At 52.6% G+C, this 19,133-nt stretch carries 24 protein-coding genes and 1 pseudogene; 9 read left to right on the forward strand and 16 right to left on the reverse strand.

Features of this window, described 5'->3' with window-relative positions:
- From HMPREF0636_RS02515 to HMPREF0636_RS02540, 6 genes are all read left to right on the forward strand, one after another.
- Positions 1-812 (forward strand): site-specific integrase (locus HMPREF0636_RS02515; protein ID WP_044168298.1); only part of this gene is annotated, 812 nt, incomplete at its 5' end.
- A 38-nt stretch (positions 813-850) separates the two neighbouring features.
- Positions 851-1,315 (forward strand): DUF1896 domain-containing protein, encoded by a 465-nt coding sequence (locus HMPREF0636_RS02520; protein WP_044168300.1) that lies wholly within the window; start codon positions 851-853, stop codon positions 1,313-1,315.
- A gap of 148 nt (positions 1,316-1,463) precedes the next feature.
- Positions 1,464-1,799, forward strand: a complete 336-nt coding sequence (locus HMPREF0636_RS02525) for a hypothetical protein (RefSeq protein WP_044168320.1) — start codon at positions 1,464-1,466, stop codon at positions 1,797-1,799.
- A gap of 379 nt (positions 1,800-2,178) precedes the next feature.
- Positions 2,179-2,577: a hypothetical protein gene (locus HMPREF0636_RS02530; protein ID WP_081748380.1), complete on the forward strand. Its 399-nt coding sequence runs from the start codon at positions 2,179-2,181 to the stop codon at positions 2,575-2,577.
- Between the two features lie 5 nt (positions 2,578-2,582).
- Positions 2,583-3,005, forward strand: a complete 423-nt coding sequence (locus HMPREF0636_RS02535; protein WP_044168301.1) for a PcfK-like family protein — start codon at positions 2,583-2,585, stop codon at positions 3,003-3,005.
- A gap of 2 nt (positions 3,006-3,007) precedes the next feature.
- Positions 3,008-4,273 carry a PcfJ domain-containing protein gene (locus tag HMPREF0636_RS02540; RefSeq protein WP_044168302.1) on the forward strand — a complete coding sequence of 422 codons (1,266 nt, stop codon included), beginning with the start codon at positions 3,008-3,010 and terminating at the stop codon, positions 4,271-4,273.
- Positions 4,274-4,375: 102 nt separating this feature from the next.
- Here HMPREF0636_RS02540 and HMPREF0636_RS02545 read toward each other — a convergent pair whose 3' ends face one another.
- The 16 genes and pseudogenes from HMPREF0636_RS02545 to HMPREF0636_RS02620 form a co-directional block, all read right to left on the reverse strand.
- Positions 4,376-4,969, reverse strand: a complete 594-nt coding sequence (locus HMPREF0636_RS02545) for a type 1 glutamine amidotransferase family protein (protein ID WP_044168322.1) — start codon at positions 4,967-4,969, stop codon at positions 4,376-4,378.
- Positions 4,970-5,076: 107 nt separating this feature from the next.
- Positions 5,077-5,518, reverse strand: a pseudogene (locus HMPREF0636_RS02550) (lysozyme).
- Between the two features lie 12 nt (positions 5,519-5,530).
- Positions 5,531-5,962 carry a DUF3872 domain-containing protein gene (locus HMPREF0636_RS02555; RefSeq protein ID WP_044168303.1) on the reverse strand — a complete coding sequence of 144 codons (432 nt, stop codon included), beginning with the start codon at positions 5,960-5,962 and terminating at the stop codon, positions 5,531-5,533.
- A 14-nt stretch (positions 5,963-5,976) separates the two neighbouring features.
- Positions 5,977-6,549 carry a conjugal transfer protein TraO gene (locus tag HMPREF0636_RS02560; protein WP_044168304.1) on the reverse strand — a complete coding sequence of 191 codons (573 nt, stop codon included), beginning with the start codon at positions 6,547-6,549 and terminating at the stop codon, positions 5,977-5,979.
- Between the two features lie 4 nt (positions 6,550-6,553).
- On the reverse strand, positions 6,554-7,513 hold the full coding sequence (gene traN, locus HMPREF0636_RS02565; RefSeq protein WP_044168305.1) for a conjugative transposon protein TraN: 960 nt from the start codon (positions 7,511-7,513) through the stop codon (positions 6,554-6,556).
- 20 nt (positions 7,514-7,533) lie between these two features.
- Complete coding sequence (gene traM, locus HMPREF0636_RS02570) at positions 7,534-8,763, reverse strand: conjugative transposon protein TraM (protein WP_044168306.1); 1,230 nt, start codon at positions 8,761-8,763, stop codon at positions 7,534-7,536.
- Positions 8,756-9,052 carry a hypothetical protein gene (locus HMPREF0636_RS02575; protein ID WP_044168307.1) on the reverse strand — a complete coding sequence of 99 codons (297 nt, stop codon included), beginning with the start codon at positions 9,050-9,052 and terminating at the stop codon, positions 8,756-8,758. Before HMPREF0636_RS02575 ends, traM begins: the two co-directional genes overlap by 8 nt.
- A 4-nt stretch (positions 9,053-9,056) precedes the next feature.
- The gene (gene traK / locus HMPREF0636_RS02580) at positions 9,057-9,680 is read right to left on the reverse strand and encodes a conjugative transposon protein TraK (protein WP_044168308.1); all 624 of its coding nucleotides are present in this window, start codon (positions 9,678-9,680) and stop codon (positions 9,057-9,059) included.
- A gap of 21 nt (positions 9,681-9,701) precedes the next feature.
- Positions 9,702-10,739 (reverse strand): conjugative transposon protein TraJ, encoded by a 1,038-nt coding sequence (gene traJ / locus HMPREF0636_RS02585; protein WP_044168309.1) that lies wholly within the window; start codon positions 10,737-10,739, stop codon positions 9,702-9,704.
- Positions 10,740-10,749: 10 nt separating this feature from the next.
- The gene (locus tag HMPREF0636_RS02590; protein ID WP_044168310.1) at positions 10,750-11,379 is read right to left on the reverse strand and encodes a DUF4141 domain-containing protein; all 630 of its coding nucleotides are present in this window, start codon (positions 11,377-11,379) and stop codon (positions 10,750-10,752) included.
- Positions 11,380-11,400: 21 nt separating this feature from the next.
- The gene (locus HMPREF0636_RS02595; protein ID WP_044168311.1) at positions 11,401-13,908 is read right to left on the reverse strand and encodes a TraG family conjugative transposon ATPase; all 2,508 of its coding nucleotides are present in this window, start codon (positions 13,906-13,908) and stop codon (positions 11,401-11,403) included.
- Entirely contained in the window at positions 13,905-14,234 is a 330-nt protein-coding gene (locus tag HMPREF0636_RS02600) for a DUF4133 domain-containing protein (RefSeq protein WP_005467912.1), read from the reverse strand. Before HMPREF0636_RS02600 ends, HMPREF0636_RS02595 begins: the two co-directional genes overlap by 4 nt.
- Positions 14,235-14,237: 3 nt before the next feature.
- On the reverse strand, positions 14,238-14,540 hold the full coding sequence (locus tag HMPREF0636_RS02605; protein WP_044168312.1) for a DUF4134 domain-containing protein: 303 nt from the start codon (positions 14,538-14,540) through the stop codon (positions 14,238-14,240).
- A gap of 33 nt (positions 14,541-14,573) precedes the next feature.
- A complete protein-coding gene (locus HMPREF0636_RS02610; protein WP_052328714.1) occupies positions 14,574-15,284 on the reverse strand; it encodes a hypothetical protein in 711 nt (236 codons plus the stop codon).
- A complete protein-coding gene (locus HMPREF0636_RS02615) occupies positions 15,281-15,715 on the reverse strand; it encodes a DUF3408 domain-containing protein (protein WP_044168313.1) in 435 nt (144 codons plus the stop codon). Before HMPREF0636_RS02615 ends, HMPREF0636_RS02610 begins: the two co-directional genes overlap by 4 nt.
- Positions 15,702-16,505, reverse strand: a complete 804-nt coding sequence (locus HMPREF0636_RS02620) for a ParA family protein (protein ID WP_044168314.1) — start codon at positions 16,503-16,505, stop codon at positions 15,702-15,704. Before HMPREF0636_RS02620 ends, HMPREF0636_RS02615 begins: the two co-directional genes overlap by 14 nt.
- A gap of 474 nt (positions 16,506-16,979) precedes the next feature.
- Here HMPREF0636_RS02620 and HMPREF0636_RS02625 point away from each other — a divergent pair, with 474 nt between their 5' ends.
- From HMPREF0636_RS02625 to HMPREF0636_RS02635, 3 genes are all read left to right on the forward strand, one after another.
- On the forward strand, positions 16,980-17,360 hold the full coding sequence (locus HMPREF0636_RS02625) for a plasmid mobilization protein (RefSeq protein WP_044168315.1): 381 nt from the start codon (positions 16,980-16,982) through the stop codon (positions 17,358-17,360).
- On the forward strand, positions 17,357-18,643 hold the full coding sequence (gene mobB, locus HMPREF0636_RS02630; protein WP_044168318.1) for a conjugal transfer protein MobB: 1,287 nt from the start codon (positions 17,357-17,359) through the stop codon (positions 18,641-18,643). The genes HMPREF0636_RS02625 and mobB overlap by 4 nt, the downstream gene beginning before the upstream one ends.
- 42 nt (positions 18,644-18,685) lie before the next feature.
- Positions 18,686-19,133 (forward strand): YWFCY domain-containing protein (locus HMPREF0636_RS02635; RefSeq protein WP_044168319.1); only part of this gene is annotated, 448 nt, incomplete at its 3' end.

A 19,133-nucleotide genomic window follows, 5' to 3' on the forward strand; every position in this document is an offset into this window, starting at 1 on the left:
TGCGTAGACACTTCTTCGAGTTCCTAGTGCACCGGTATAAGCGTAAGGACATCGGACTGATGGAATTCACGCCTGCCATCATCCAGGACTTCGAGCTATACCTCACGACAGTGGCTCTGTGTGCCTACAACACCGCAGTCAAGAAGATGAAGACCTTGAAGACCGTCACTATCTATGCTCTCAAGCGGGGCTATCTCCTCCAAGATCCTTTTCGAGATCACCACTTCCACCTCGCCCCAGTGGACAGAGGCTTCCTCACCGACGAGGAGATCCTGAGGATAGCCAATAAGGAGCTGATGATTCCTCGCCTTGAGCTCGTCCGTGACCTCTTCCTCTTCTCCTGCTTCACTGGACTTGCCTACATCGATGTGGCCAATCTTCGGCGAGAGCATCTGGTCACCCTGGATGGAAAGGCATGGATCATGACACGAAGAAAGAAGACAAGCGTGGAGAGTAACATCCTCCTTCTAGACATCCCCAAGGCCATCATCGAAAAGTATAGCTCGAGTACGACTTCCAAGGACGGGAAGCTTTTCCCCATCCTCTCCAACCAGAAGATGAATGCCTACCTCAAGGAGATCGCAGACGTGTGTGGAGTACAAAAGCGGCTCACCTTCCATCTAGCTCGTCATACCTTTGCGACGATGTCGCTCAGCAAAGGTGTACCGATGGAGAGCGTCTCCAAGATGCTAGGACATACCAACATCAAGACTACACAGATCTATGCCCGCATCACCAGCAAGAAGATCGAGCACGATATGGAGCAGCTAGCGGGTAAGCTCGATAAGTTCAACGAAGCCATGGGCCTCTAAACCAATCAATCATCTCATCATAAGCTATAAGCTACATTATGAACCAGACTAAGAAAGAGCTTTCCTACTTCCGACTCAAGCTGGAAGGCTACCTCAGAGACCATCATCCCGAGCTAGTGGCCAACAGCGCCTTCATCGGAGCTCGTACAGACCTAGCCCTTTCCTCCTACTGCGATAGCGTAGCCCAGGGCTTCTCGCACCTCGAAGCGGAGGCAATGGCTAGCGAGATCCTCTACCAGGGACTCCACTTCTCCAAGTATGACACCCTCGTCTCCATCCTAATGGAGGAGTTCTCCGAAGAGCTTCCCGATCCCCTTCCCTATAGGCTCGCCCCCATCCTCCTGGGCAACAAGTCCGTCCAAGCGGTCTTCTCCAAATACGAGCTCCACGATGACTTCGACGGCAGTCCTGAGTACGAGCTACTCTACACCGAGCTGACGGGTACCATCGTCCTACTCATCGAGGAGAATCACCTCCCCACTCTCGACAAGGCTGAAGCGTAAGCTCAAGAACAAGTTTCATCCAGGGGACATGCGAGTATCAAGAGCCAAGATATACGCTCCGCTTCACACGTCAAGAGGCAAGCGCCCTTGCCCTTTGTGTCTCGGAGCATCTTGCCCCTGCTCTTGAATCTCTAGCATGTCCCCAGATATGAATACTCAAGCAATGAATCACGATCCGCATAGCCCCGTCTTCATCAGGGGCAAGGCCACTCCCAACAAGCAGGTGAAGGAGCAAGCTCCTCCCTCTCGCTCCATCGACTGGCGACGTATCATTGAGCTGGCGCTTCTCCTGGCACTCGTGGTAGCTGCTGTCTACCTCGTCTCGAGGTTCGTCACACCACAGCTCGTGACGATTGTAGGTATCATAGCGGGCTTCCTCCTGCTACGCTTCGTCGTACGAACCGTCCTACAGGTCACCTTCACCATCCTCGGCTTCCTCTTCTGGCTAGCCATCTTCGTGGCGATCCTGATCTGCATCCTTTAGCAAGGATACTTCCTCATACTCTAGATGGGTGGCTGGCTCTCAGGAGCTAGCCACCTTTTTACTTTCGACTTATAGGCTTTGCACTTCTGCTTCTTCATCCAGACGCTCCACTTAATACGTAAGCGACGGATGCTGTTTCTTTTCCCTCGCAAAGGTAGGATGGGGCTGGGGCTACCCCAAGGTCGGTGCCTGCGGTTGGCAGGAAAATCTCCACACTTCCGCCCCGAGGGCTCCAGGTAGTATTTTCCCCCCAAACCTTGTGTCCGCCATCGCCCCGCTACCTCTGTCTTGCTCGAAAAAGGAATCAGCATACTCCGATCGTTGGACGCATAAAAAAAATGTCACTATGGATAAGCAGAATGTAAATACCAGATCTTCGATGAAAGGAAAAGGAGATAGCTCCTCCTCCCATTACCGCATAAGTTCGGGGCTTGAGAAGTGTGCGTGTGCCGTTGCGACTAGGTTCGTGAAGTGGGAGGTGCAACCCTTGGAAACCCTCTGTGCCTGTGAAGCCTACCTCCTGCGTGTGAAGCTCAATCGTGGCGAAGCGATGAGCCGTGAGGAAAAGGATTGGCTATGCGAAGCCGTGAACAGCAACACCTACTTCCGCACCGCCGTCCCCGTGATGGGCTACCGCTTTGACTTCTTCGATGTGCTGAAAAAGTACTTGGTCAAGCAATACGGACAATGGGCAGAATACTATGCCCCTGACCGAACGAGCCTACGTAAGCTCCTCTACGGACGTATCAACCAGATTGTAGAAATCCCTAAATACTAAGGACAATGAGCGGAACAGAACAATTCACCCGTACCATAGCCGAATACCTCAACCTACGAGCAGCTACAGACCCTCTGTTTGCTCCTAACTTGGCAAAGCCCCACAAGAACATCGAGGACTGCATTACCTATATCTTACAGCAGGTACAGCAGAGCGGTTGCAACGGCTTTGAGGACGATGAGATCTACTCCATGGCGCTACACTACTATGATGAGGACGATCTAGAAGTGGGTAGCCCTGTCGCCTGCCATGTGGTCGTCAATCATACCCTAGTCCTCACCGAGGAAGAGAAAGCAGAAGCCCGCAAGCAGGCGATACAGCAGTATCAAGCCCAGGAGCTACGCAGGTTGCAAGAGCCGAAGCGAGTGAAAGCCAAGGCAAGCACCGACAGCGAGCAAGTACCCCAACCCTCCCTATTTGATATGTAGCTATGAAACCGAGAAACAAGTTTGAGCGAGCCGTCCTCGCTCAAAGCAAGCACCTCCGCCCCATAACGAAGGCACAGAGGCAGTGGGCATTCCGTGAGTGCATTGACCACTATGCCTACCGCCTACCCAAGGGCAAAACCACTTGTATGGATTGTGGGCATTCGTGGCAAATGATTGAGCTTACCGAGCGTTGCACCTGCCCCCAGTGTGGGGCAGACTTAGAGGTCATAACGACAAGGGCGAGGAAGTTAAAGCAACGGCAGTATTTCACAGTACTGACCACTTCGGGAGGGTATCAAGTCTTGCGTATGTACTTGCTTATTGCGGGTATGGAGAAAGGCTACCAAGCCAGCTCCTCCGTCATGGAGATTGGTCAGTATTGGTGGGATGAGCGTGGCAGGCAGTCTATTGTCGCCGTACAGCGAACGATGGGACATTATATAGATAGCTTTGCCTACTATTCGCCTATGGCTATTCGTCGGGACAACGAAGCCTACCGCTTCGTCGCTCGTTGCCCTCTATGCCCCAAGGTTAAGCTAAGCGATACCCTAAAGAGGAATGGCTTTGAGGGTAAGTGCTATGGCACCGCTCCCACAAGCCTTATCCCAGCGCTCCTCACGGACAGCCGAGCCGAGACCCTACTGAAAGCTGGACGCACCGAGCATCTTGCTTACTTCCTCAGCTGTCCAAGGAGTTGGGATGCCTATTGGCCAGCCTACAAAATCACACTCCGAAGGGGCTATGACATTACAGACATCGCCCTTTGGTGCGACTATGTGGATATGCTCAAGAGGTTAGGTAAGGACACGCACAACGCCCACTACGTTTGCCCCGAGGATCTACAGCAAGCCCACAACGAGATCCTCCGAAAGTTGCGGGCCCGACAAGAGCGAGAACAAGAGGAACACAAACGACAGAAGGCGCAGGAGGATGAAGCACGATTCCAAAAACTCAAAGCCCCATTCTTTGGCGTTGCCTTCACTGATGGTACCATCCAAATCCGAGTGCTGGAGAGTGTGCAGGAGTATATCGAGGAAGGACAAGCTCTACACCATTGCGTATTCACTAATGAGTATCACCTCAAGGAAAAGAGCCTTATTCTATCGGCTCGCATTGAGGGCAAGCGGATAGAGACCATCGAGGTATCGCTTGAAACGATGGAAGTCCTTCAGTGCCGTGGCTTGCAGAACAAGAGCACCGAGTACCACGATCGCATCATTGACCTTGTACACCGAAACATCAAGCAGATACAGAGCCGTGTAGCCTAAGCCATAGCCCCTAAAAACAAAAGCCCCGAAACGATTTAGTAAATCGTTTCGGGGCTTCTTTTCTTTGTCTTTGAAGCGAGCAGGCAACCAGAAGAAATGCAGTTACCTAAAAAATCCATTCTTGAAGAAATCATACCATCCAGCTATCACCTCAGGGGTATTCGCATGCAGCAAACGAAGCATCTCGCGAGTAAACTCCAAATACCCTAGACCATTTGCAGTAACTATATTCTTGTCGCTGACGGCTTGCTCTTCCACATATCCTGCCTCATTGGTATAGCTTTCCCCGCCCCATTGCTTGAGCTGGTCAAGACCGTTGCCCGTATGCTTGACATCGTTTAGGAAGCCGTGTGAGCATAAAAACGAAGATCCGTTGCATATTGCCCCAATGATTTTACCCTTACTCAGTGCCTCCTGAACCAATGGGGAGACAAGTTCAGCCTCGGGTGAATCCCAACTGTTTCCACCAATGAGCACCAAAGCAGTATAATCTCTCGGCATATTCTCAAAAGAGTAGTCGGGCAAGGTTCTTAAACCACCGATGGAACGGACTGCGTCCATGGTCGGAGCCGCAGTATATACTTCATACTTGACATCACTTCCCGGCACTACGCCTACATGAAGAGCTGTGGAAAGAAACGCTCCTTCCCAGTCAGTGTAGTCATTCAACAATATAAATATAACCTTCTGTTTCATAAATATTACTCTGCAAAAGTACTCATTTATAATTATAAAGACGAATAGAATAAACAATAAACCGATTCTCATAATTCGATGCCCTCACAATGACCATACTTTGAATATCAGGGAACATAAAACAGAGCAAACTCCATCTTCCTGCGTCTGAGTAGTACTCTCAAGACCTTGCCCTTGCTCAATCTTGCGAAGCAGCCTGCTTTTGCCTTGTTTGCCATAGCCAAGCAGGCGCCCCACACCAGCATTGTAAGAGAGCAGTGTTAATAGCAAGGCATCTTTGCCATAGCCCTTAAACACCTCAAAACGCTCCCAAAGATCGGCTCGCAAGAGGGAGTCAACTTGTCGCTCTGTCATCTCTGCCGTAAACTTCTCGCCCTTTTTAAGCTCGTGACCATAGCCGACATAGAGATGATGCTCCTTGCCGTGCCAGCCCTCAAAGTGTTTGACGCAAAGCACAGCTCGCTCAAAGGGCGGTAAGTCTGTCCAACGCACTCGCCTCTGTGTCGAAGGCAAAGCCCCGAGATACAGCAGACAGAGCGTCAATATCATCTTTCTTTTAATCTACTCTGCCTTCTTGTTATTGAAGGTAAAGGTCAGCTGTTGCACCTTGCTGAAGTTATCCTCGATGTACACGTCGATGGTCTGCCGATCTGCTGACTGCGAGGTATAGTACAGGCGAAACTCCTCTCGCACTAAGGGATAGCGGTCATTAGGCTTGAGTGCTACGCCTTTATCTAGCCTCAGCATCCCCTTACCCTCGCTTTGGAAGTAACGAAGGGTATAGCGAGCCCCAGCAAAGCGACCCGCCCGCTTGAGGGAGCATCGTATCTCAGCCGTTTCGCCCCTGCGGAGGTCTTTCTGGACGGGCATCGTCTCCAGCGAGAAGTTATAAGCCTGCTGTACCTCCAGCTCGCGGTCACAAGCAGGGAGACAAAGGCTCGCCACGGCAAGTAGCCCCACAGCCCAGAGCGCATTCATAAATTTCCTTTTCATTCTTCGTCTTCGTTCTATAGGTTAAAGCGCAGTCCCAAGGCAAGGGCGGGACGAAAGCGGTGTAGATCAGACCCGAGGAGCAGTCGCCCCTGAGCCTTGAGGACAAGCAGTAGCCTATCCGAAAGGAAGCACTCGACGGAGCTATGCACCGCCCCGCCATAGACGAGGCGAGAGCGGTCAAGAAGCGTCGCTCCATCGGGTAGCAAAGACTTCTCTTCATTGAGTTCTTCGTAGCCACCGAGGGCAGAGAGCCCTAGGTAGGTAAAGATGTTCTTACCCCTATCTGAGAGAAGCGGCTGCATATAGCCCAGCTGAAGGAGCATATCACGCATTGGAACGTCATAGTCACGATACGCGAGTCGCTGCTCTTCGTATTCAGCCAAGAGGAAGGCATAGTTTGCTCGCTTGAGGTACTTCGTAAGCGACACACCAGCACCCCAGTGCTCTTTGCTAAAGACCTTCTCTCCCTTAATCAGTGGCACGGATGCGATGAGCTCAATCCCTTGTTGCTTCGGGATGAGTCGCTGTGCCTCTACAGAGAAGAACCCACAGAGAGCCCAAGTGAGTAGTAAACACAACTTCTTCATAGGGCTACCACTTGAGTTTAAGATTGTCAATCTTCCTGGCAAGTAGAAGGTCTTCCTCATCGAGGTAGAAGGCAAGCGTGCGTCCGCCACCTCGTTCGTAAAGCCTTACCTCAAGCTGTTTGTCCTCGGAGAGGGTAAACTGCTCGAGCACGAAGACCGTGCGCTCGCACCCTTCCGCACGCACCCGAGTCACCTCGTGGTAGGCTCGTAGCGGTTGCAGGACCTGCTCCTGGACGGCCGTACGTCGAGCCACCTTCTTATCGACGACCTTGAAGCTGATGAAGTCCACCGAGTAAGGGAGGTTCGTCTCATTGTCGATGCGGGTATGTAGGTAGAGTAAGCCATTGTGCGCATAGAGGCCACGCAGGAGGAAGCGTATCCCAAACTGGCGCACCCCGATGTGTTTGACCGTCCGCTGATCATTCTGATGGATGGTCTTCATCATCAGTTTCACGAGGATGGGCGACTCACTCCCCAGCTCCTTGAAGTAGATGTCAGCACGATTGCTCGGTAGCCTACCCTCCGTGCTTGACAAGAAATCGGCCATCTCGATGCTGAGCTTCTCAGGCTCTTCGGCATACTTCACATTGAAGGCATAGAAGGAGCCATCTTCACAGATGACACTCATATTGGTCTCCGTCTCAAAGTCTCGCACGGCGGCCTTGACACGCAGGACATTCTCCGCATCCTCCGCTTTCCCTGCGATGAGCTTGTTGCTCCCGAGGTCTACGTAGCGGATAGCGGAGGGGAAGATCAGGTGCGAGGTCTTGTCAAAGGTGACCTCAAGACCATAGGGTAAGACCACACGCCCCGAGGGGATGGTCTTGCTCATCCCTTGATAGAGATCGCCCGTGGAAAGCGGACGATAGCCCGTCTGAGCTCTCAGACTATCGGTCGTAGTCTGAGCAAGGGCGGTAGTCATACTCGCCCCGAAGAGTAGGGCAGAAAGAATCCATTGCTTCATTGTCGTAGTGCTTTTGCTGTTTACTTACTGGGAACTAAAAAAAGACGATAGCCTCCTTTGATGGTCACTTGAAGGGTGCGGAGCTTCTTCTGAAGGAGCTGGCTCGCTCCTTGCATCACGCCACGAGCTGCCTCGGAGATGATCTGATCTTTTGCCGAGCTCGCAAAGGTGAAGGAAGTGCCTACCGAGCCTCCTATGTTCGCCCCCACCTCCTTCAGGGCTGAGACCTGCTCTGCCCCCGGGATATAGATCCCCTCCTGCCCATCAAGGTCATAGGCCGAGAGCTTGACGGGAATAATACGCCCACCGATCTCCATGCTCTTGACAAGGAGCTGCAAGCGATTCCCCCCGAGCTTAGCCTGAGCGATCAGCAAGCTCTGCCGTGGGATACGTAGCTCCCCGATACGAGCAGGCTCTAAAAGGCGCAAGGCTACATAGTCTCCCTCCCGTAGTGCCGTCGTATGATCGACCACCACGGGCAGGGTGTTGCGCTGGGTGGAAGAGGGCTGAGTAAGCGCCGAGTGAAAGCCTAGATGACGCTCCGTGCTGCCATACTCCTGTATGAAGGTCGAATCAGCCATGGGCTGAGCTAGGCTAGAGACCATGTGCTTTGGCTCTGCGAGGACCTCCATCCTGGGCCCTTGGGGAGTGCTCTCCGCGTCTGGCTCTACGATGGGCCTTTCTTCTGCTCGAAGAAAGGCTTTAGCGGGAAGCTCCCCACCCTTGGGTAGGTACTTGGAGGCCATCTGATAGCTTCGCTCCATCAGGCGAAGTTGCTTTTCCTCCTCATCATCTTCTTCGCTCTCTTTCTTACGTAGAGCTTCACGGAGATCTTCATTCTCGGCTCGCAAAGCATCACGCTCCTCTGCAATAGGGTCCGTGGCATAGAAGGAGCTCAAGAGACGCTTATTCTCCTCATAGCGCTGAAGGGAGCCCTCAATCTTCGTTGAGGAGCTCTGTCCTTGTGCTTCGAGCGAGGCGGGCTCTTCGGTAAAGTAATCCGAGAGGCGCCCAATCTCCGCTTGCGTCTCACTCTCTGAAGCCGACTTGTCACTGAGCTCATAGCTCTTGAGCTTGTTATCGGTGAGCTGGCGCACCGTAGCCTCAGGGATATCCTTAAGTCCCTCTTGCTCTGCGCCTTTATCCTTGTCTGAGGGGGCAAAGATGAACCACAGGGAGAGGGCGCAGAGCAGCCCCAGCCCTCCGAAGACGAGCCCCTTGTGAAGCTGTTCTTGCTGTTTCTTATCCATAGTGTGCTATCTTTTGATGAGTGATTCTCGAGAGTTCACGCCCGAGGCTATCCAGCTGAGACGGGCGGAGAGGCGCATCCAGATGCGGGCGTCTGGGAATAGGTAGCTGGCGTGCTTCCTGCCTAGGGAAGAAGACCTGGGCCAGCATCATAAGGGAGCAGGCTAGGTAGAGCAGACTGATACCATAGACTAAGCGCCGACGAGCCTCGGGGCTAAGCCGATCACAGCGAGCTCGAAGCCAGTAGTGTAGCCCGAGATAGTAGCGATAGAGGGAAAAGCGAGTAGACATCGGCTTAGCGTTTATAGCTCCGTAGATCTTGGTTCTCACGCACAAGGAAGTGCTCCATCAGAAAGCCCTGCGGGTTATCATCCGAACGAACCGAATTCTGAAGCGTGCAGCTCGTCACCAGGCTTCGCTCGGTGACATTACTCTGTCTTAAGATGAACTGCCTGGCGTAGGTCGTCACCTCATAAGGATAGCTCTCGAAGTTGCAGCGAATCGAGTCAATCACAATACGCTGATTGACATTGCCCGAGATCGCTCTATTGTAGTAACCCTGCTCCGCTAGGTCCTTGTAGTAATCGAAGGCTGACTTATCACAGAGGGCAAAGGCACGGGACATGTTCTCCTCAATCGCATCCTTGTCGGGAGCGATACTGAAGAAGAGCTCATGAAAACGACGGACATGCTCCCTAGCCTCTACAGGGCGATTACGCGAGGCATCTTGGCTAAGTGCCAGCATCAGGCTCTTGCCCTGATCTAAGACATAGATCTTCTCACGCTGCCTTTCGGCAAAGCGGTAGGAACTATAGAGGGCATAGCCACAGACTCCGGCACAGAGCAAGGCAAAGAGGAGGATGTAGAGGCGGATCTGACGGAATGCCGTCTCGATATTCTTTAATGATTGAAATTCCATAGTGTATACTGCACTCTTATGTTACTTTCCTTTGATGAGAGCACCCTTGATGCGCCCACCAAGGTTTCCTATGCTGGCACCGGCTCCTGCAGCCGCTGCCTTACCTCCAGCATAAGCCCCTTGCATCCCTCGCTGAGCCACCTGATTGACATTACGTCCATAGGAACCAATACCGCCTCCGGCTTCAATGATCCACCCAGCAACGGTCGGTACACAGAAGTAGCCCACCATGCCAATGAGGAAAAAGACGATGTAATACCACGAGCCTGAATCAGGCAGATAATTGGGATCGCTCAGGGCGGAGATGTCCTTCTGGATCATCAAGACCTGAATCTTTGTAAGCAGGGCCGTAAGGATGGAGCTGACGGGTAGCCACAGATAGACCGAGATGTAGCGAGAGAACCATGCCGTCAAAGAGCCCGACAAGCCATCCCACACAGCGATACCAAAGACCACAGGACCAAGGATGGAGAGGACGATCAAGATGAAGGTGCGTAGCGTATCGATGATCAAGCTGGCGGCATGAAAGAGGAGCTCCATCAGATCATGAATCAGGTTCATAAACCACTGCTTCGTCTGATACGCTGCGCGCTCAGCATACATCCCTGCAATGGTAATGGCATCTTCGGGGCCAATGATCCCCATCTCCTCGATCTTCTGGTCGAACTTCTCATTGGAGACCAAGTAGGCGGTCTCGGGATTACGGAGATAGGCCTCTTCCTTGAGTTTATCTCGCTTGGCTGTAAGCTCGGCAAGCTGCCCTTCCTGCTTGTTGACCATGGCTTCCGTCCCCTGCACGATGGGAGATAGAACGGTATTCATCGTCCCAAGAACCACCGTAGGGAAGAACATGATACAGAAGCCCAGGACAAAGGGACGAAGAAGCGGATAGACATCCACAGGCTCAGCTCGCGCTAGCGATGACCATACCCGAAGAGCTACATAGAAGAGAGCTCCCAGTCCGGCAATACCTTTGGCAATCCCCGTCATCTCCCCAGCCAGGGGCAGCATCTCCTGATAGGTTGAGCGAAGAAGCTCGTGCAAACTTGTAAAGTCCATAAGCCTCTCCCTACCAGTAACGACTTACCTCACTGCCATACAGACTACGAACAGCTGAGAGATCCCCCTTAGCTCGGGCACGCACATAGCTGACCGAGATGTTCTTCTGCGTGTAATACGACACGAGCGAGCGATACTCTCGGAGCGTCGTATAGATGCGATCGATCATCTGCATACGCTCGCTATCGTTCATCGAGAAGACATTGCTCCCTGCCACAGACTTGAGCTCCCTGAGACTCTCCCCGCTTTGCTCCAGAAGCTTCGTGTAGCCAGAGGCGATGGCAGCCAGCTCGGAGGGTCTGAAGTTCTTATCCTGCAACATCCGCTTGTAGGACTTAACATAGATCTCAGAGATATCACCCACCATCAAGACGCACTCCTTGACCTTGTAGGCATCGCCAATCAGGTTATTGACCTTCTTCAAGGCTTCGTAGTACTTCTTGGTGTCATTGTAGAGCTTCTCAATCTCTTTGAAGCCCGCCAGCGTGTTCTTGACGGTCTTGCCCGCCGTGGCAATCTCTTTGACCGTATTGGCAATATTGCCAGCAAAGTTCATGGGATCACTCACCACCCACTGAGCATGGGCTCGTTGCGTGAAAAGGCTCCCTCCTAAGAGAGCCATCAGAAGGTACTTCTTCATTGTCTCTGTTGTTTTAGCTGCTTATTTCTTCTGCCGTTTTTCTCGAGCCAGGAGCCGTATCGCTCCCTCCATATCACCCCCAAGACGCTCAGCCCGCTGGAGCACCTCTAGCTTCTCGGTCTCCTCGGTCGTATAGGTGAGGTACTCCTCAAGGGAAACCTCCGTGGCATAGACTGCCGACTGCATCCCGCCTAGACCAATCCATACCTCCTTGTAGAGGCGTCGAGGGTCATTACTCTGATTGATGGAAAGGATTTGGCTCTTCTCTTTATCCGATAAGCCAAGCATCACCTGTATGCCATCGAACTTGGTCATGTACTTACGCTGGTCCAAGAGAATCTTGCAGTCCGAGTTATTGATGATACTCTCCTTGACGATGGGCGACTGAATGATGTCATCCACCTCCTGCGTCACGACAATAGCCTCGCCAAAGAACTTTCTGACCGTCTTATAGAGGTACTTGATATAGTCCGCCATATTGGCCGAGGCAATCGCCTTCCACGCCTCCTCGATGAGGATCATCTTGCGAATCCCCTTCAAGCGACGCATCTTATTGATGAAGGCTTCCATAATGATGATGGTCACCACAGGGAAGAGATCTTTGTTGTCCTTCACCTGGTCAATCTCAAAGACGATGAAGCGCTTAGATAGGAGATCGATGTTCTTATCCGAGTTCAGCAGGAAGTCATAGCGCCCTCCTCGGTAGTACTGCTTAAGCGTTGTAAGCAGGTTATTGATATTGAAGTCGGAGAGCGTGACCTGGATCTCCCGCTGCTTCATATCCTCTCGATACACATCACGCAGATACTCGTAAAAGGTATTGAAGCATGGAGTGATTGTGTGGTCGGCTCTAATCAGCTCGATATAGGCATTGACCGCCGAGCCCAATTCACCTGCCTCCGTCTTGGTAATCCGCTCCTCAGAAGACTTCCAGAGGGTAAGCAGGAGCGTACAGATGCTCTCGCGCTTCTCGACATCGAAGACATAGTCATCGGTATAGAATGGATTGAAAGAGATGGGGTGCTCATCCGAGTAAGTGAAGTACACCCCATCCTCTCCCTTAGTCTTGCGGTGTATGAGTTCGCATAAGCCTTGGTACGAGTTACCCGTATCGACGAGCAAGACGTGGGCGCCCTGCTCGTAGTACTGCCGCACCATGTGATTCGTGAAAAAGCTCTTGCCACTACCCGAAGGACCAAGGATGAATTTGTTGCGGTTGGTGATGATGCCCTTCTTCATCGGCAGATCAGAGATATCCAGATGAATTGGCTTCCCCGACAGGCGGTCGGCCATCTTGATGCCAAAGGGAGAGAGCGAATCCTTGTAGTTCGTCTCAGCCGTGAAGAAGCATAGCGCTGGCTCGATGAAGGTATAGAAACTCTCCTCCGAGGGGAAGTCTGCAGCATTCCCGGGAATGCCTGCCCAATAGAGCGTCGCCGTATCGATGGTATTGTGCCGGGGCGTACACTCCATAAGGGCCAAAGCTGAGCCGACATCGTTCTTGATCTGGCGGAGCTGATCGGCCTCACTGCTCCAGGCTAGCACATTGAAGTGGGCACGAATGGAGGTCAAGCCCTGAGAGTGGGCCATATTGAGGTACTCCTGTATCCACTCCTCGTTGATCTGGTTGCTTCGGCTATAGCGTGCCAAAGAGTGCATGTTCCTCGCCTGCTTCTCAAAGCGCTCCAAGGTCGCATCACTATCCTCGATGAAGAGGTACTGATTGTAGATATGGTTGCAGGAAAGGAGCAAGCCCACAGGCGAGGCAAAGCTCAGACGACAGTCACTGCGATCTGTGGATAGCCGCTCATAGCGCCCATCGGTACTGACCCGTGTCGGAAGATCCTCGGTGTCGCTGAGCGTATGCAAGCAAAGCCGGTGATCCCCAACACGGACAAGGTCCGCTCCGAGCTGAATATCTTCAAGCGAAGCATGCCCCTCCTCCGAGAGACTGAAGTAGCGATCTAAAAGCCCAGGAGTGTCTCCCGTTCCCACAAGCTCATCCTCAGTCATACGCTCCAGACGAAGGAGCAGCGTGTCATTGATGATGCGCTCGAACTGGTCCACCGCCTCCATGAACTTGATGACGGCATCTTTATCTTCAATCTCCTTCGGAACAAGACGCCCGCGGCAGAGCACAGAGAAGTTACTCTGCTGAGCCATACGCTTCCTATTACTCTTCGTAAGGAAGAGATAGACCGAGTGCTTGAGATAAGGACGCTCATTGAAGTGGCGCTCCGAGGAGCGTGCGAGAAAGCTAAGCTCTCCCTCAGAGAGCTTGCCCTGATACTCTTCGCTGATGAACCAGTCTTGCTTATGTACGATGCTAAAGTTAGGAAGCACCTTGATGGCCTTATGCCATGCCGAGTGCATCGCTTCATATTCAGCCGAGGTCACGGTGAAGAGCTCGGGTAGCTCCACCCGAAAGGCTACCGTAATATCGGCATCCTTACTGATCAAGCAAGCTTGCTCAACAGCAAGCAGAGGGAACTTGGCCTCCAAGCTACAGGTCTTGCTCTTGTGTCTCATCTTCTGGACGATTTGAGCCGGTGGAATAAGTGTAGGACGCTACGGCGATGAGCCAAGTACCGGGGATGAGAGCGTAGCGCCCCCCGCTTCATCAGTCCATGCTCGCCATACTTGCGGTTCATAGCGAAGGTTTGCCACACCAGAAGTGAGGCACCCAATACGCCTATGCCGAGGCAGAGCAGCTGGCTGACGCCAAGGAGGTAGAGCACGACCACCACGATGAAGGTCGCCAGCAAGCCTCCAGCGAAGAGGAAGAGGTACTGCGCTTTCAGCCCCTTAAACTCCACCGTGCGTCCTACGCCTTTATTGATTTCCCAGCTGGCCATTACCTACAGGAAGAAGGAACGCAGGATCGTAGCCGCCACGATGAGGAAGATACAGGCACCAAACCAAGAGGCTGCCGTCTTACTCGTATCTGGGTCACCCGAGGAGAACTTGTTGTAGACCTTGATGCCCCCGATGAGCCCTACCACAGCTCCGATGGCGTAGATCAGTTTCGTGCCGGGATCAAAGTAGCTCGTTACCATCTTCGTGGCTTCGTTAATCCCTGCCATACCATTGCCTTGGGCATCCGCTACGACGGGCGCTAGGAAGAGGGCAAGTAACAGAAAAACAAGTTTCTTAGTGTTCATATTCTAGGATCATGAATGATTACTATACGGGAATCATAGGTAATAGTCGAGCCCTTGCATGTCGGCTCTGGCGTCTTGACTTGGAGGAAGAGGCGCCACCTCTTCCGTCTCAGACTCCGCCTCGCGGATAGCCTGAAGGAGCTTCTTGTGCACAGCTTCCTGCCTCAGGAGCTCCGCTTGGTACTGCGCTAGGAGGTCCGTACCCCGAAGACTTCGGAGCGACAAGGAGACCGTATCGGGTGCTTCTTCATCAAGAAGATCATCCTTCTGGCTCCACCGACTTAGGCGGAGGAGGTCACGGGAAAGGACACTTGTAGAAGAGAGTTCAGCGCCGCTATCAGCTTTCCACTCCAGCTCCTCACGAAGGACTTCCTCCTCATCGATCACCGCCATCGTGTAGTCCACATCCAGCTCTTCATTTTCTAGACGCTCAGCTTCGACGTCCGACATCGCTACCGGTTCTTTGCCTTCCTCCTCAGCGCTTTGCTCCGCAAAAGTAGGCGCATTCAGCTTCGATTCTTCAGTCATAGAAGACACGGGAAAGGGAGGGATAACATGGGCAGTCAAGCCCTTGCTCCTAGCAACCAGCTCGTGTGCTTCTTCCTCACGCTGCCGGGGCTCTTGTCGCTGACCTATCCTTTGGCGGGATAAGCCCCTCCAGCGCTCGTAGCTGTAGGCGATACCAAGGGCAAGCCACACGATACCCAGCAAGAGGAGCACGCAGAGTAGTATCGTCGTCATCATAGGGGAATCGTCGTTTTACGCCGTTGCTTAGCGCTGGCTTGGTTGAGGAGCTCGCGATGGGCTCTAAGGTGCTCACGGATGATGTTGTCAATATAGCTCACCATAGACACACGCTCATGGAGGTCTTGCAAGACACTGCGGAGGATCTCCAGCGTCTCGGCATTCATCGTAAAGGAGGTCTTCTCGCGGATACGCAAGGGGACAAAGTAGCTCGCCCGGTATTCCTCAATCGTAAAGACCTCCCCTGAGGGGCTTAATGCCGTTACTTGCACCGAGGATGGTGATAGCACCGTCTTCTCCGGCACGCTCCGCTCCTCATCGATGGGATCAAAGTTCGCCGTAGCTGACGAAGGACCTTGAAGTACCCCATCGTCTGCCATCTCTTGGAGCTTAGCTTCTAGGCGCCGGCGCTTCTCTTCAATCGTGGCCATCAGTCGTCGGTATGGATAGCTGGAGGGCACTGAGAACCCATCCAGCTAGTTCATCGATGTTCGTCCCGACTCGGAGGGCTTTGTTAGGCGGGAGGTAAGTCGAGCGAAAGACCCCACGTGCCCCGTACATCGACAGCTCATGCGAGAAGCGATGCGTCCTATAAATCGGGAAGGGGACAAGCGTAAGCCCCTCCTTCTGGATATGCTGCGTGTAATGTGTGACCAGCGTATTGCGCACCCGTCGATCAACCTTATTCCACAGAAGCCAGATATCCTTGATCCGAGCCGTCTGCATCGAGACACCCAAGTCCTGGATGCTCTTAGCATAGCTCAGGCAGGCGACCATCGACTGGATGTCAGGCTCCAAGGGCGAGAGGATATAATCCATCTCCAGCGAGAGCTCAAGAAGCTCCCTCGTCCCCGCATGACCAGGGAAGTCAAAGACGACCAACTGGTAGCCTTCTTCGGGATACTGCATCGCAAGCGCTTCTGCTCGAGCAACTGCCTCTTCTGGTCGAGCTTTGATGATGCGGTAGGAGCGACGCTCGAGCTGATGGAAGTAAGTCTGCATATAAGCCGTCAGAGCTGGATCCTCTCCTATCGTCCCCTTCTCTCGTTCACGGAGCTTGAAGAAGGAGTCCTGAGTCAGATCACAGTCCACGACAAAGAGCGAGATACCCTCCTCATAGTAGAGCATACTGCTGAGGATCTCGGCTAGGGTACTCTTACCCACTCCGCCCTTCTGTGAGGAGAAACCGAGATATAAAGGTCGAGGTCGAGAGCTTTGCATAGCAAGCAATTGAGAACTGAATTAATTACCATGACGAGCGAGACAATAAGCGGGAGATCACTTAAGCAATCGCAAGGACTGCATCTCGAGATGTCGAGATCTCGAGATCTCGAGGTCTCGAGAAATTAATTAATCGACATCTCGAGTGCTCTATCGCTCGCTCTGACTGCAAAGTAAGAGCTTAATTTCCCCCTTCTAGAAGCCAAGGAAGAGACGGGAAAGGCAAGGACAAAGTGGGCAGCATGCTTATAGCAAGCCACTTACAACGAGGAAGTAACTTTGCAGTAGAATAGAAACATCGTCTAACACGACCGAAGGAGACAGCCCCCTAAAGGGCTGGATGCTTCATCGCAATCAACTCTTTCTACTGGCAAGGTGTGTCTTTGTCCGACAAACTATCGTTTTGCCGACAAAGACCCTTGCCCCAAGAGGGGAGAGAATCACTCCGAAGTCGTAATTACTACACCAAGAGTTATGTCTGAAAGGATAGAACGCTGGGACCGATGGGATACCCGACTGCCCAGCACCAAAGACCAAGAGAAAGTGATCGCCCTCTTCCATAAATCAGGAGCCAAAACGAAGTCAGACTTCGTGCGTGCTCGTCTCCTAGACGAGAGCTTTAAGGTCATCACCGTAGATAAATCCGCCGTCGAATACTACCGGAAACTCTCCCAGCTGACGGCCCAAACACATAAGATAGGCATCCTCTACAACCAAACAGTAAAGGCGATCAACAGCTATCATTCGGTCAAGGCAGCACAGGTAATGCTTCAACGCTTAGAGCAGTACTCCCAGCAAATTATCACCCTCGAGCAGCAAGCTATCAGCCTAACCCTAGACTACCGGAAGCGATGATTGCCAAGATCTCGAGCTCGGAAAATCTAGCTGGAGCCCTCGGCTACAACTTCAAAAAGGTAGTATCTGGGGACGCGAGTATTCTCCTGGCTGAGGGCTTGTATGCCAATCCTGGAGGTGGCTATACCATGGAAGAAGTGCTTAGCGATATGCAGGCAGCTATTCCTAAGAAGTGTCGCACGAAGAATGTGGTCTTTCATTGCTCGCTTAATCCGCACCCAGACGAAAAGCTATCCGATGAACAGCTTACGCAAATCGCCCAGGAGTATATGCAGATACTCGGCTATGGCGAGCAGCCCTACATTGTCTTTAAGCATAACGACATCGCCCGTGAACATATACATATCGTATCACTCCGTGTCAATAGCGCTGGGGAGAAGATCAACGACAAGTTTGAGAACAGACGCAGCAAACGAATCACCGACCTCTTGGAGCGTAAGTATGGACTCATCCCCAGCACTCCCACCAAGGAGCAGAAGACAAACTCCCCCGCCTCCCAAGAGCACTTACCCCTAGATAATATCCGAAGCGAGATCGCCCAAACTCTTCGTGGGCTCTTAACGCACTACCACTTCTGCTCCTTAGGTGAATTCAAGGCCATTCTAGGGGCCTACCAGCTGACTGTCGAAGAGGTCAAGAACTCCTATCGAGGTAGAGAATACAATGGTCTCGTCTACGCCCCTACTGACGAGGCGGGGAATAAGCTCTGCCCGCCCCTGCCCGCCTCTAAGATTGGGCGAGGCGTAGGATACACTGCTCTCCAGCACAAAATGAGACAGTCCAAGCAAAGGATCAAGCCCTTCCTCCCTGAGATACGCCAGCGTGTGCTGGCCGTGATGCGCTCCTCCCCCCAGACGGAGGAAGAACTCTCAGCTAGCTTAGAGAAGAGCGGGCTACGCTGCCTCATTCGTAAAAGTGAGGGTGGACGCATCTATGGCATCACCTTCATCGATGACACCCTTGGTATAGCGCTCAATGGCTCTCGCCTAGGAAAGGGCTATGCCGCCAAGCAGTTTGAAACCTACTTCTCAGCCCCTGAGTCTAATCGCTTCCTAGACGAAAAGCTCTATGGCCACTTATCATCCCCCGGGGAGGCACCGAAGGGTCTCGCCCAAAGTATCCCCCTCCTAGCGGAAGAAAGTGATAACCCCATGGAGGCGGTATTAGACGAACTTATCGGAGATCTTCCCCTTACAACCGGTAACGACGATTGGAAGGAAGCAAGCTGGCAACGCAAGCTCCGTAGACGACATCAGCTTAGGCTCAAGAGAAGAAAAGGCTGAACAAACCAACCTCCCTATTCTAACTTTAACAAGATTACAGCTATGGCACAAGAAGACGACCTCAGAGCTCTCGGGAAGATCATGGACTTCATGAGAGCGCTCTCCGTGATATTCCTCCTTATCAATGCGTATTGGTTCTGCTATGAAGCCTTCCTCACATGGGGCTTCACACTCGGTATCGTGGACAAGATCCTCATGAACTTTCAGCGAACAACCAGCCTCTTCTCATCCGTCCTCTGGACGAAACTCTTCTGCCTCGTCTTCCTCGCGCTATCCTGTCTCGGAACCAAGGGAGTCAAAGAGGAGAGCATTACTTGGCCAAAGATTGGGGTCGTGCTCGCTGTAGGCTTTGTTCTCTTCTTTCTCAACTGGTGGCTACTAGCTTTGCCCATCGGCAAGGTAGGTGCTGCCTCGCTCTACATCTTCACGCTTTCGGTCGGATATATCTGTCTCCTCATGGCAGGTGTGTGGATGAGTCGCCTGCTCAAGA

The sequence above is a fragment of the Porphyromonas catoniae ATCC 51270 genome, from assembly GCF_000565015.1.
Lineage (GTDB): Bacteria > Bacteroidota > Bacteroidia > Bacteroidales > Porphyromonadaceae > Porphyromonas > Porphyromonas catoniae.